16 protein-coding genes and 1 pseudogene are annotated in these 12,406 nt (G+C 64.6%); 12 read left to right on the top strand and 5 right to left on the bottom strand.

Going from position 1 to position 12,406, the window contains the following annotated elements:
• Positions 1 to 49 precede the first annotated feature (49 nt).
• The 4 genes and pseudogenes from H5J25_RS12645 to H5J25_RS12630 all read left to right on the top strand — a co-directional run.
• Complete coding sequence (locus H5J25_RS12645; protein ID WP_202091518.1) at positions 50 to 631, top strand: cold-shock protein; 582 nt, start codon at positions 50 to 52, stop codon at positions 629 to 631.
• 2 nt (positions 632 to 633) lie between these two features.
• The gene (locus H5J25_RS12640) at positions 634 to 1,122 is read left to right on the top strand and encodes a DUF192 domain-containing protein (protein WP_202091516.1); all 489 of its coding nucleotides are present in this window, start codon (positions 634 to 636) and stop codon (positions 1,120 to 1,122) included.
• A gap of 68 nt (positions 1,123 to 1,190) precedes the next feature.
• On the top strand, positions 1,191 to 1,583 hold the full coding sequence (locus H5J25_RS12635; RefSeq protein WP_202091514.1) for an NADH:ubiquinone oxidoreductase subunit NDUFA12: 393 nt from the start codon (positions 1,191 to 1,193) through the stop codon (positions 1,581 to 1,583).
• A 212-nt stretch (positions 1,584 to 1,795) separates the two neighbouring features.
• Positions 1,796 to 2,029: pseudogene (locus H5J25_RS12630) on the top strand (DUF2155 domain-containing protein); the annotation flags it as partial.
• Positions 2,030 to 2,064: 35 nt separating this feature from the next.
• Here the strand turns inward: H5J25_RS12630 and aat are convergent.
• The 3 genes from aat to H5J25_RS12615 all read right to left on the bottom strand — a co-directional run bounded on the left by aat (position 2,065) and on the right by H5J25_RS12615 (position 4,077).
• Positions 2,065 to 2,829 carry a leucyl/phenylalanyl-tRNA--protein transferase gene (gene aat / locus H5J25_RS12625; RefSeq protein ID WP_202091512.1) on the bottom strand — a complete coding sequence of 255 codons (765 nt, stop codon included), beginning with the start codon at positions 2,827 to 2,829 and terminating at the stop codon, positions 2,065 to 2,067.
• On the bottom strand, positions 2,829 to 3,542 hold the full coding sequence (locus H5J25_RS12620; RefSeq protein ID WP_202091510.1) for a ParA family protein: 714 nt from the start codon (positions 3,540 to 3,542) through the stop codon (positions 2,829 to 2,831). The genes aat and H5J25_RS12620 overlap by 1 nt, the downstream gene beginning before the upstream one ends.
• A 145-nt stretch (positions 3,543 to 3,687) precedes the next feature.
• Positions 3,688 to 4,077 carry a hypothetical protein gene (locus tag H5J25_RS12615; protein ID WP_202091508.1) on the bottom strand — a complete coding sequence of 130 codons (390 nt, stop codon included), beginning with the start codon at positions 4,075 to 4,077 and terminating at the stop codon, positions 3,688 to 3,690.
• Between the two features lie 210 nt (positions 4,078 to 4,287).
• On the opposite strand from H5J25_RS12615, the gene H5J25_RS12610 reads away from it, so the two are divergent.
• Entirely contained in the window at positions 4,288 to 4,689 is a 402-nt protein-coding gene (locus tag H5J25_RS12610) for an acyl-CoA thioesterase (protein ID WP_202091506.1), read from the top strand.
• A 71-nt stretch (positions 4,690 to 4,760) separates the two neighbouring features.
• On the opposite strand, the gene H5J25_RS12605 is transcribed toward H5J25_RS12610, so the two are convergent.
• On the bottom strand, positions 4,761 to 5,762 hold the full coding sequence (locus H5J25_RS12605) for an IS30 family transposase (RefSeq protein WP_202091504.1): 1,002 nt from the start codon (positions 5,760 to 5,762) through the stop codon (positions 4,761 to 4,763).
• 152 nt (positions 5,763 to 5,914) lie between these two features.
• Positions 5,915 to 6,400 (bottom strand): DNA-deoxyinosine glycosylase, encoded by a 486-nt coding sequence (locus H5J25_RS12600; RefSeq protein WP_202091502.1) that lies wholly within the window; start codon positions 6,398 to 6,400, stop codon positions 5,915 to 5,917.
• 44 nt (positions 6,401 to 6,444) lie between these two features.
• Here H5J25_RS12600 and H5J25_RS12595 point away from each other — a divergent pair, with 44 nt between their 5' ends.
• The 7 genes from H5J25_RS12595 to H5J25_RS12565 all read left to right on the top strand — a co-directional run bounded on the left by H5J25_RS12595 (position 6,445) and on the right by H5J25_RS12565 (position 12,404).
• Positions 6,445 to 6,597 carry a hypothetical protein gene (locus H5J25_RS12595; RefSeq protein WP_202091500.1) on the top strand — a complete coding sequence of 51 codons (153 nt, stop codon included), beginning with the start codon at positions 6,445 to 6,447 and terminating at the stop codon, positions 6,595 to 6,597.
• Between the two features lie 132 nt (positions 6,598 to 6,729).
• A complete protein-coding gene (locus tag H5J25_RS12590) occupies positions 6,730 to 7,746 on the top strand; it encodes a cysteine synthase A (protein ID WP_202091498.1) in 1,017 nt (338 codons plus the stop codon).
• Positions 7,743 to 8,108 carry a hypothetical protein gene (locus H5J25_RS12585; RefSeq protein ID WP_225883100.1) on the top strand — a complete coding sequence of 122 codons (366 nt, stop codon included), beginning with the start codon at positions 7,743 to 7,745 and terminating at the stop codon, positions 8,106 to 8,108. Before H5J25_RS12590 ends, H5J25_RS12585 begins: the two co-directional genes overlap by 4 nt.
• Before the next feature lie 474 nt (positions 8,109 to 8,582).
• Complete coding sequence (locus H5J25_RS12580) at positions 8,583 to 9,083, top strand: division/cell wall cluster transcriptional repressor MraZ (protein ID WP_202091495.1); 501 nt, start codon at positions 8,583 to 8,585, stop codon at positions 9,081 to 9,083.
• A complete protein-coding gene (rsmH, locus tag H5J25_RS12575) occupies positions 9,080 to 10,048 on the top strand; it encodes a 16S rRNA (cytosine(1402)-N(4))-methyltransferase RsmH (RefSeq protein ID WP_225883099.1) in 969 nt (322 codons plus the stop codon). The genes H5J25_RS12580 and rsmH overlap by 4 nt, the downstream gene beginning before the upstream one ends.
• The gene (locus H5J25_RS12570; protein WP_202091493.1) at positions 10,045 to 10,668 is read left to right on the top strand and encodes a hypothetical protein; all 624 of its coding nucleotides are present in this window, start codon (positions 10,045 to 10,047) and stop codon (positions 10,666 to 10,668) included. The genes rsmH and H5J25_RS12570 overlap by 4 nt, the downstream gene beginning before the upstream one ends.
• Positions 10,665 to 12,404, top strand: a complete 1,740-nt coding sequence (locus tag H5J25_RS12565) for a peptidoglycan D,D-transpeptidase FtsI family protein (RefSeq protein ID WP_202091491.1) — start codon at positions 10,665 to 10,667, stop codon at positions 12,402 to 12,404. The genes H5J25_RS12570 and H5J25_RS12565 overlap by 4 nt, the downstream gene beginning before the upstream one ends.
• Positions 12,405 to 12,406: the final 2 nt, after the last annotated feature.

Raw genomic sequence — 12,406 nt, 5'->3', positions numbered from 1 at the left:
GTTTTGCAATTTGTCGGCCATGCTAAGAGGCGCGCGGAGGACGTAACGCATGCGTATCGAAACGCACTTTATTGCTGACGATCGGCACGATCCGGAACCACGTCGATCCGACGGCGGCGTGTCGTCGGACGGGAAAGTGTATTCCGGCGTTCTCAAATGGTTCGACGTTACGCGCGGCTTCGGCTTCGTCGTCAGCGACGATCCTGCCATCGGCGATATCCTGATCCACTTTTCGGTGTTGCAGCCGCACGGTCGGCGCAGCCTGCCGGAGGGCGCGCGCGTGGATTGCTATGCGTCGAAGCGCGACCGTGGTCTCCAAGCGACGGAGATAATTGCGATCGACCTGACCAATGCGGTCGAAATCGTCCCGCGCGCCCGGTCCAGTGACCGCGCCGATACGTCCGCGCTTGCCGGCGACGCCGGGCCATTCGAACCCGTGACGGTTAAATGGTTCAATCGGTTGAAGGGCTATGGTTTTCTCGTGCGTGGCAGCGACAGTGCGGATATATTCGTTCATATGGAAACGCTGCGCCGTGCCGGGGTGATCGAGGTCGAACCCGACCAGCGTCTGCGCGCACGTGTCGTCGACGGGCAGAAAGGCCCGCTGGCGGTCGAGGTCGAAAAGGACTGACGATGGGTTTGCGTATTGTGTATCTCGCCGCCGCACTCGGCCTTTCCGCGCTGACCGGGGCGTGCGCTTCGGGTGATGCGGCACCGGGTGCCGCCGAGGCGAAGGCCACGAAGATCCCCGTCACCGTCCAGAGCACGAATGGATCGCACGTGTTCAAGGCCGAGGTCGCGAAGTCCCCGGCGGAACAGGAGCGTGGCCTGATGTTCCGCACCAACATCCCGAAGGATGAAGGGATGATCTTCACGCCCTATCCGGCGGAGGGCGGCCCGCCGCGCGAGGCGAACTTCTGGATGAAGAACACGCCGAGTGCGCTCGACATCATCTTCATCCGGCCCGACGGCACGATCGCCCGCATCGCCGAAAATGCCGTGCCCTTTTCCGAAGCGCCGATCCCCTCGGGCGAGCCGGTCGCGGCGGTGTTCGAGATCAATGGCGGTCGCGCGAGCGAACTGGGCATAGCCGAGGGCGACAAGGTGACGTGGCCCAACTGATCGCCTCCTGCGCATCGCGGCTATTCATCCCTGTTGAAGCAGGGCGGTTGCGCGGCTAAGCGTTTTTCATGGGCATCAATCTCAATCCTTTCACCTGGTGGAACGGCGCCACCATCGGCACGTGGTTTGGCTTGCGCGGCAAGACCCGCGTCGGCGAAGACGCGCTCGGCAACGTCTATTATCAGGGCGGCAGCGACACCGCGGGCAACCCGCGCCGCTGGGTGATCTATAACGGGTCCAACGATTCCAGCCGCGTTGCGCCGGAATGGTTTAGCTGGTTGCATCATCAGGTCGACGATCTTCCCGATCGCTCTCTTCCCGCCCGGCGCGACTGGCAACGCCCGCCCGAGCCAAATCTGACCGGCACGATGCTCGCTTATCGTCCGGCGGGCGCACTCGAAAAAGGCGGCAAGCGTGCCGCTGCGACCGGCGATTATGAAGCCTGGACGCCTGACGCGTGAACGCACGCCGCTGGCTGGGCGTGACGGCGCTGGCCGCGGGAATCGGCGCGGGCGGTTGGTTCGGTTATGAACAGTGGCAGGCCAGCCGGACGGTAGCGCCGACCGAGCAAAAGGCCGAGATCAAGACCGCGCTGGACGAAGAACCGGTGCAGACCGATATCACGACCGTCGACGTATCGGGCGGGGTGGACCCGTCGTTTGGCGCGACCCCGATGGCGGAACGCGTCGCGGTGCTGGGCGTGCTGAACAAGCGTAACGGCACCTCGCGCGACGTCACGCTGAAGCCGGGCCGCGGCGTTCGCGTGGGCGACGTCGTCGTCCGTCTCCGCGCGTGCGAGCGCACCGCCCCGTGGGAGCAGCAGCCCTATACCGGCGCTTTCGTGCAGGTCGACGTGCAGGGCAGCGACCGGCAGTTCCGCCGCGTCTTCTCCGGCTGGCTGTATAAGGAACGCCCCGGCCTGAACGTCGTGCTTCACCCCATCTACGACGTCTGGGTCAAAAGCTGTGCGATGACTTTCCCCGAAGGTGGCCCCAACTCCGTCAGCGGCGGTGGCGCGAGCGGAGAGGGTGCCGCGCCATCCAAAGCGAAGAAGTCCCCGACCGAATCCAGCGATACCGATCCGGAGACGCCCACCACCCCGGCGATCGCGGCGGACAGCAACGCGATATAACGGTCGCGCGGGATTTCCACCGCGCCCAGCGACGCGAGGTGGTCCGTCATGAACTGGCAATCCAGCAGCGTGAACTCGCCCACCCGCAACCGCGCGACGAGCCAGGCGATCGCAACCTTGGATGCATCGCGCGCCCGGCTGACCATCGATTCCCCGAAGAACGCCCGCCCGAGCGCCAGCCCGTATAGCCCGCCGACCAGCGCGTCGCCGTCCCACACCTCGATCGAATGCGCAAAACCGCGACGATGCAGTTCGATAAAGGCCGTCTCGATCTGGCCGTTGATCCACGTGTCCGGCCGGTCCGACGCGCTTTCGGCACACAGGCGAATGATCCGCTCGAACGCAGCGTCGGCCGTGACGCGGTAGCGATCCTGCGCCAGCGTCTTGCGTAGCGACCGGGACAGATGGAACCCGTCGAGCGGCAGGATCGCGCGCTCCTTCGGCTCCACCCAATACACGCTGTCCGCATCGCGCGCGTCGGCCATCGGGAACACGCCCACCGCATAGGCCCCCAGCACCATATTCGGATCGAGCCGCGCCAAACCCGCGTCCGGCGCGCCGTCGGCTTCCCGCATCAGCGCGCCAGCCGTTTCTCGATCGCCTGCCACAAGTGCGCGAACGCCTGCCCGCCCGGCGATTTCGCGGCGAACGTCCCCACCGGCGCGCGCCGCACGGTCATCGATCCGATCAGACTCGCCATCGGGACGACCGGCCAGTCGGGGTGCAGCGCCAGCGCGTCGGCATGCAGCTTGCGACGGCGGTCCACCATCGAATGCACCGGCATCACTTCCGCCTTGTTCCCCAGGTGCCGCACGACCTCGCCATAAGCACGCTCGGACAGCGGGGAGGGGATTACCGGCACGACGATCAGATCGGCGGCGCGCATCACCTGGTCGCTCGTATCGGTCAGCCCCGGCGGGCAATCGAGCAGGATCCGGTCATAGGATTTCCGTAGCCCGGTCAACAGTTTCTGCAGGCGTTTCTTCTTGTCCATCTGATGGAACAGCAGGTCCAGCCCGCGCAGCGACGCGTCCGCCGGCAACAGGTCGAGCCGATCGACCCCTGTCTTGTGGATCAACCGGGCAGGCTCGACGTCCTTCGAAAACACTGCCTGCGCATGATCCTTCGCCGCCGGATCGCCGAGCAGATAACTGGACGCCGCCTGCGGATCGAGGTCCCATAACAACGTGCGGCGCGCCGACAGGCTCGCCGCGCACCAGGCGAGATTGACCGCCAGCGTCGTCTTTCCGACGCCACCCTTCAGGCTGTAGATCGCGATCGTGGACATGGGGCCATCGTGGCGCACTTAGGTTACGCCTGCAAGGCAGCGCCTCGTGTCACGCGGCGCTTGCCCGCCGCGCACCATGGAAAAGGCCGGCGAGTCTCCCCGCCGGCCGTCTTCGTCTCTGGTCGTCGGCCTCAGGCCCGAAGCGTCATGCCTTGCAGGTCAGCTTGCCCTTGCCCGGCAGGGTCAGCGTGGCGCCCTTCGGCGTGCCGCTCAATTCGTAGCCGCCTTCTGCCGTGAAGGGCTGGCCGGCTTCCGCCGCGACCAGCTTGGTCGGCGTGCCGGTCTTCTCGGTCTTGACCAACACCTGCTTGTCGCCGTCGAAGAAGGTGACGAAGGCGAGGCTGTTGCCGGGGTTGCAGCGGAACGTGACGTCCGCCTTGATCGCGGGCGGCAGTTCGACCGGCGCACGCTTGGCGATTTCCGCTGCCTGCGGATCGGCGGAGACGCTGGAGACGACCTCCGGTTCTTTCTTGTTGTCACAAGCCGTCAGCGCCAGAAGCGCGACAGCGGCGAGGCTGGGGAGAATGATTTTCATATCTTGGGTTGCTTCGCGCACGCGAAAGAATTCGTCAAGCGCCTAGTCCCGCTGCGGGCCACCGGATTGCGCGCCGCAACAAAAACGTCATTTCGTTGCGTAGTGCCAGGCGCGCGACGGGGCGAAGCGTTGCGATGCGGCAACGATAAAATCCGCGGTAAATCTGGAAATTCATCGCCGGGAAGGGTTTGCGCTGCTATAAGACCGGTCGTGAGCCAAGCCATCCCCCATATTTTCCCGATCGGGATCGACCCCGCCGACATCGACTTCATGGGTCATGTCAACAATGCGTCCTACCTGAAATGGGTGCAGGATGCCGTGGTCAGCCACTGGCAGCGATTCGCCCCTGCCGAGGCGATCGCCGCGAACCTGTGGGTCGCGCTCAAGCATGAGATCACGTACCGCAAGCCGACCTTCCTCGACGACGAGGTGATCGCCACCGTCCTGCTCGAAAAAGTGCAGGGCGCACGCGCTTTCTACCAGACAATCATCAAGCGCGGCGAAGAGGTGCTCGCCGAGGTACAATCCAGCTGGTGCTGCGTCGACGCCGTCACGCACCGCCCCGCCCGGATCGCGCAAAGCGTAGCGGACCTGTTCTTCCACAAGGACTGATCGCGACGAGGCGCGCCGAGCGCAACGAAAGCAACGCCAGCCGTCATCCCCGCGAAGGCGGGGATGTGGATTCACGTTTGAAGTGCACCGTTTGAGAGAGCGATGAATGCCTCGGCGGGTGTCTGGAAGTCGAGGCATTTTCTGGGGGTATTGTTGAGGCGCTCGGCATAGGCACGGAGTTGCCGGTGGGTGATCGTGTCGAGGTCGGTCTTGCGGGGCAGGACGCGGCGCAGCCGGCCGATGGTATTTTCGACCCCGCCTTTTTGCCAGGGGCTGCGGACATCGCAGAAGAAGGTGGCGACGCCGAGACGATCGTGCAGGCGATAATGCTCGGCGAACTCGGTGCCGTTATCGAAGCTGATGGTGCGCCGCATGTCGCGGGGGATGGCGCGCAGGTGCGCTGCGATACGGCTGGCGGTCAAGGCGGCTTTGCGGTGCGGTGGCTTGTCGAGAATGGTGAAGCGGGTCTGTCGTTCGTGCAGGACGAGGATGTTGTGACCGTATCGGGCGAACAGCATGTAGTCGGCCTCCCAGTGGCCCGGCTGGTCGCGCCGGTCGGCCTCTGCGGGCCGTTCGGACAGGGGTATACGGTGCTGGATGAAGCTGGCCGGACTGCCGCCGCGGCGTGCATATCGCCCGCGCCTGAACTTCGCGCGGGGCAGCAGGCGGTGCCAATGGTCTTTCTGCGCCGAGCGGTGATAGACGTAGCGATAGATTGACTCATGGCTGATCACGGTGCGACCAGCATCACGCGCCAGCCGGCCGGCGATCTGTTCGGGGGAATGTCCCATCGCAAGGCCTTTCCTCACGATCTCTCGCAGGTCCGGCTGGCGTACCAGCTTGAAGCGACCGTCCCAGCGCCGCCGCCGTGCCGCCAGCGCATGCGCCCGCGCCGGGGCATAGCCCCCATCCCAGACCTTCGTCCGCTGGCTATTGCGCCGCCGCTCGCGACCGATCGTCGTATGATCCCGGCCGATCGCCGCCGCTATCGCACGATCCGACAGCCCGGCGGCATGCAACCGCGCAATCTCGATCCGCTCGTCTAGGCTGAGCTGCCTGTATCTTCGCCCCATCGCACTACCACCCTAGCAGTGGTGCACTTCTTTCGTGAGTCCAGGGGATCCATAATCACGGCGGTATGGAATAGAGCGTCAGGCGTCAGCCAGTATGGATTCCCGCCTGCGCGGGAATGACGGGTTCGGGCTGGGGGAAAGACTCACTCCCCCTACCGCAAATATTCGCCAAGCGCCGCCCAGGCGGGCCGCTTCGCCTCGAACCCGACAGTATGCAGCGGGCTGCTCGAGGGCAGCGGCACCAAAGCGATGCCGACACTGCCCAACTGCCGGCTACCATGTCGATACGCCGTCGCCCCGTTGAACCCGATCGCGCGAAGCCGCGGCAGCGTCGCCGCCAGACCCGCAATATCGTTCTCCGCCATATCCCGGATCGCCGCATCGGTACTGCCCGGCCGCGTCGCGCTTGCCACCACATCCCACAACCCGACGCCCGCCTTCGACAAGACCGCCAACCGCGCGTCATACTCGAGCGATGCGACATCCCGGCCGATCGTCGCGGAGATCAGGCGCCAGAACTGGTTCTGCGGATGCGCATAATAGCGCGCTGCCGCCAGCGACCGATCGCCCGGCAGGCTGCCGAGTATCATCAGTCGCGTGTCCGCATCGACGATCGGTGGAAAGCTTCGCTTAATCATGTTGCCGCACGGATCGTTAAAGCGTCGCGGGCTAATGCGGAAGCATGCTCAAATTCCTCGCCGCCTCGATCCTGATGCTCGCTCTGGTCGATATCGGCGTGACGCGTGGCGAACATGTCCACGGAGTCGTCGGCGTGCTCAAGCAATTGTTCGGCTTCGTGCTGCACATGGGCAACGGATCGCTCTTCAGCTGGTGATGGCAGGCTGGTAATTTCCATCGCCGTCGCGCTCGCGAAAACGCCTGCCAACATCCTCGACCGATAGCTTCTTCTCGGGCGTCCCAAAATTCCTTGGATTGCCGGATCGCGCGCGCGCCCTATCTAGGGGGCATGCATACAGCTTCCGACACGCCCCCTTCGGTCATCCCCAATACGCTCGCGTTGATCGGTAATACCCCACTCGTACGGCTTGCCGGGCCGAGCGAGGCCAGCGGCTGCGACATCTTCGCCAAGTGCGAATTCGCCAATCCCGGTGCCTCGGTGAAGGATCGCGCAGCGCTGTCGATCGTCGAGGATGCGGAGGCGCGTGGTGCGATCCAGCCCGGCGGCACGATCGTCGAGGGCACGGCGGGCAACACGGGCATCGGTCTCGCGCTCGTCGCCAATGCGAAGGGCTACAAGACGATCATCGTCATGCCGGAGACGCAGAGCCGCGAGAAGATGGACACGCTTCGCGCGCTCGGCGCGGAACTCGTATTGGTCCCCGCCGCCGCCTACTCCAATCCCGGCCATTTCGTACACACCTCGCGCCGCATCGCGGAGGAAACGCCGAACGCCATCTGGGCCAACCAGTTCGACAATATCGCCAATCGCCGCGCGCACATCACCGGCACCGCGGAGGAGATCTGGCGCCAGCTCGATGGCCGGGTCGATGGCTTCACCTGCGCGGCGGGCACGGGCGGGACGATCGCCGGGGTCGGGCTCGGCCTGAAGGCGAAGGACGAATCGATCTGCATCGCGCTCAGCGATCCGCACGGCGCCGCGCTGTACGAATATTACGCCAATGGCGAACTCAAGTCGGAAGGTTCCTCGGTCGCCGAAGGGATCGGGCAGGGGCGGATCACCGCCAATCTGGAAGGCGCACCGATCGATACGCAGTTTCGCATTTCGGATGCGGACGGCATGGAATGGGTGACGCGTCTGTTGGCGGAGGAGGGGCTGTGCCTCGGCCTGTCGTCGGGCATCAACGTCGCGGGAGCTGTGCAACTCGGTCGCCATCTCGGGCCGGGCAAGCGAATCGTCACGATCCTGTGCGATACCGGCTTCAGGTATCTCTCAACGCTGTATAATTCGCAGTGGTTGAAGGCGAAGGGCCTGCCGATTCCGCCCTGGTTGGCCCAGGGTTGAGCGGTGGCATCGACAAGACGAGCCGTTTACGTTACATTTATGCCACAGGCATGATGACATCTCAGGACCCAAACCTAGATCGAGCCCAGACCACGCAACGCGTGAAGGTGGGAATGATCGGCCTCGCTGCCGTGCTGCTGCTGATCGGTCTGGCCGCGGCGATCTTCTCGACCGCGAGCCGCGAACGCGCCGTGGCCGGTGGAGCGAACCCTGACGTCGTCGCCAATCTCACGATCGGCAACGACCTGGCGGCGATCGGCGACGGCAGCGAACCCCTTGCCGATCTCGGCGTGACGCCCAGCACCGCGATCACCAATTCCGGCGCGGTCGCGTCGAATGTGAACACGCCTGCAAGACCGTGAGTCGGCAGGCGGATCGACCTGCCCCCTTAACCGTGATTGGCAAGAACATGCCGTTGGCTGATCGCGCGCATCGGTTTAACCCCGCGTTCGTCATGCCCGCGCAGTAGGGATGATAAGCTTCGGGCATACGATGTCTTTTTGAAACTGATAGTTTTTCCACCGATCATAGGTCCCGTGCGACCCCATGCGCGCCAGCCAAAAGCCAATTTCCCCGACTTTCCCCGACCAACCCAAACCATGTTGGGAACGTAAGTAGAACGCCCCATTTCGGTTTCGAAAAATAGCGTTTAATGCGCAACAGATAGGGTGAAATCCCCGGCTTTCCCCGGCATTCCCCTTGTATCCCCGCCGCACCCAAGGTAACCATAGTTACATAGAGGGGCATACTCTTTCGCCTGCGCCAGTCAGGAGCCGGAATGCGATTCAGGGTCGTTTTCGGGAACGATGAGTCATGCCGTCTGATGTGGGGTAAGCGTGGCCGAACGGGTGGATTATCAGGGAGATGGCATTGGCCTTGTCGACGACAAGGGCCGGTGCGCTATTCCTGCTTCCCTTCGCCAAGCGCTTGCCGCGAACAGTCCCCGTGCGGACGGCAAGGATGGCGGCACCGTCATCGTCGGCGTTCACCCCAAGCAGACCTGCCTTCGCGCCTACGACCCCGCTTATGTCGCCATCCTGAAGGCGCAGCTCGACGCGCGCGAGGCGCTGCACACGGGCGAGGACGGCGAACCGAATTATAACTTCAAGCGTCGCGGCGCGAGCGGCGAGGCCGTGCCGTTCGATGGCAGCGGCCGTTTCATCATGCCCGGATTTCCGCGCGATTATGCCGGGATCGAGGAGACTGCGTTCTTCTGGGGCACGATGGACTGGATCGAGATCTGGGATCCAAAGACGCTGATGGCGGCGACCGATGTCGATCCGGTGATGCAGGCGGCGTGCCGCTACCATTGCAAGCAGAAGGGGATCGTCCTGTGATCCCTTCGTCTGCGCCCACTGCCGACGCGCCGCACGTTCCGGTGCTGCTCACCGAAGTCCTCGACGCACTGGCCATCGCCCCCGGCTCGGTACATGTCGACGCGACGTTCGGTGCGGGCGGCTATACGCGTGCGATGCTCGGCGCGGGTGCCAGCGTGTTCGCCTTCGATCGCGATCCTGACGCGATTTTGGCCGGTCGCGCGCTGGAAGCGGACTGTGATGCGCTGACCCTCGTTCCCGCGACCTTTTCGGCGATGGAGGCGGAGCTCGCCGCGCGCGACGCGGTGCCGGTCGATGGCGTGACGATGGATATCGGCGTATCCTCGATGCAGCTCGACCAGGCGGAGCGCGGGTTCAGCTTTCAGGCCGATGGCCCGCTCGACATGCGGATGAGCCAGGAAGGGCCGACCGCGGCGGATTTTGTCAACACCGCGGACGAAAGCGATATCGCCGACGTTCTGTACGAATATGGCGACGAGCCGCGGTCGCGCCGGGTCGCGCAGTTCATCGTCGCGGCGCGCCCGATCACGCGCACGTCCGAGCTGGCGCACGTCGTCCGCCGCGCGCTCGGCTACAAGCCGCACGACAAGAAGGACCCGGCGACGCGGACCTTCCAGGCGCTCCGGATCGAGGTGAATCGCGAACTCGGCGAACTCGCCGATGGTCTTGCGGCCGCCGAACGGGTGCTGAAACCGGGTGGAACGCTGGCCGTCATCACCTTCCATTCGGGAGAAGACCGTCTCGTGAAGCGTTTCCTGAAGGAGCGCAGCGGCGGTTTGCCTTCGGGGTCGCGGCACATGCCGGAAGTGAAGGCAGTCGCCGCACCAAGTTTCGAACAGGTTGCTCGCGCGGTGCGCGCGGGCGAAGAAGAAATCGCGCGTAATCCACGGGCTAGGTCGGCGACGCTTCGGGTGGCGAAGCGGACGTCGGCGGCACCGTGGACCAGTAAGGGAGTATTGAAATGATCGCGCTCGCGTGGAAGATGCTGGTCTGGTTCGGAGTCGGGGTGGCCTTGGCGCTCGGCGTTCTGATCGTACCGCTGCATGTCGCTGCCGAGCGTAAGAAGCTGGATGCGACGACCACTCAGGTCGCCCAGGCCGAACGGGATATCCGCGCGTTGGAAACCGAATTCGAGACCCGCGCCAATATCGCGCAACTGGAAAAGTGGAACGGCGACACGCTGCGTCTCGCGGCACCGGTCGCGGGCCAGTATCTGCGTGACGAAGCGGCCCTGGCTTCGCTCGACTTCCACGCGCCGCTGAGTGCTGGCGGTGCCGATGTCCAGATGGCGGCGGCGATCGTCCCGCAGCAGGCCGTGGCTCCAACAGCGTCTCCGGCGGCGAATCCAACAGCGCCGGTCGCGATGGCCGCGCTCAACAATAGCGTTTCCGCGGCACCTTCGCCAACGTCCGCAACGATCACCCACGCCCCCGCCGTCCGCGCCACGGCCCCGGTCCGCACCGCCGCCGTCGTCGCGCGGCCCCGCGCGCAAGCCGTCGCGATGCTCGACCGCAAGCTGCTGAGCGACACGATGCTCGGCGATCTCACCAGCGGCGCCAGCGCGGAAGCAAGGCGCCTGCGTTGAGCATCGTCGTCGCTCGTCCGATGCCGGGGCGCCGGCCCGCGGGTCAGCGACATGCGCTGATCCAGACGGCACATATGCGCCTGATGATCCTGCTGCTGCTGTTCACGGCGGCGATCATGGTCGTGCTGATCCGGCTCGCCGCGCTGGCCTTTGCGTCGGATACGGGCAGCACGCGTACGGCAATGATCGGTGAGAACTGGTCGCGCGCGGATATCGTCGATCGCAATGGAGAGCCGCTTGCCCGCACGATCGAGGCTTGGGGCATCGGCGTGCACCCCGGCAAGATCCTCGGCGACAAGCGCGACCTCGCCAACCGTCTCGCCGTATTGATGCCCGCACACGACGCGGAGTATTTCTACCAGCGCCTGACGATGGACGTGAATTTCACGTACCTCGAACACCACGCATCCCCGTCGCTAGTAACGCAGGTGCACGCGATCGGCGAACCTGCGCTGACGTTCGAGAAGGAGGCCGAGCGGCTGTATCCGCAATCGACGATGGCCGCCCACGTTCTCGGCTTTCTCGGCCATAATAAAAATGACGCGCGGATCATTGAAGGCCAGGGCGGTATCGAACGTGCGTTCGAGGATCGCCTGACCAATCCAGCCGAACGCGGCACGCCGCTCGCGCTGTCGCTCGATTATCGGGTGCAGGCGGCAATGGAGAGCGAACTCGGCGCTTCCATGACGGCATTCCAGGCCAAGGGTGCGACCGGCGTCGTGCTGGATGTCGCGACTGGAGAGGTGATCGCGATGGCGTCGCTTCCGGTGTTCAATCCGAACAAGGTTGCGGGCGCGGATCGCGAGTCTCTCCGCAACAACGTGACCCAAAGCGTGTACGAGCTCGGTTCTACGTTCAAACCGATTACGATGGCGGCTGCAATGGAGAGCGGCACTGTCACGTCGATGGCGCGACGGTTCGATGCGACGAAGCCGATGAAAGTCGGACGCTTCACGATCCACGACGATCGCGGTCACGAACAGAATCGCTGGCTGAACATCCCCGAAACCCTGATCTATTCGTCGAACATCTCGACTGCGCGGATCGCGAAGGAAATCGGCGTGCCACGGATGCAGGCGATGTTCCGTCGCCTCGGGTTCGACACCAAGCCAGATATCGAACTGCGCGAAAAAGGACGTCCGATCTGGCCGAAATACTGGGGCGATACCACGGTGATGACCACGGCCTATGGCCACGGCATCGCGGTTACGCCGCTGCAGCTCGCCAATGCCTACGCGACCCTCGTAAACGGCGGGATCTGGCGGCCGACGACGTTGCTGAAGGTCGCGCCGGACAAGGCACCGGCCGGGCGGCGCGTCCTGTCGGAAGCGACCAGCGTGCGGATGCGTCAGCTTTTGCGGCTGATCGTGCTGCGCGGTACGGGCCGTAAGGGCGAAGCCCCTGGCTACCGCGTGGGCGGGAAGACCGGCACGGCGGAAGTGCCGGGTGCGGGCGGCTATTCCAAGACGGCCAATGTTTCGACCTTCGCCGCCGCATTCCCAATGGATAATCCTCGTTATGTCGTGGTCACGATGATGGACAGCCCCAAGCGCGTGAAGGAGAACCAGTTTCAGACGACGGCGGCTTACACGGCGGCGCCGGTGGTCAGCAGGGTCGTCACCCGCGTGGGTGCGATGCTCGGCGTGATGCCCGATAACGGCAAGGACGTGGACGAATCCGATCTCCTCCCGCTGCTTTGGCAGGCGCCCGGAGAGACGCGGGCAGACGCGGAATGAAG

It is taken from the genome of Sphingomonas aliaeris (assembly GCF_016743815.1).
GTDB lineage: Bacteria > Pseudomonadota > Alphaproteobacteria > Sphingomonadales > Sphingomonadaceae > Sphingomonas > Sphingomonas aliaeris.
Note: the sequence above shows the minus strand (reverse complement) of the source record. Positions and strands in the feature narration are given on the sequence as shown.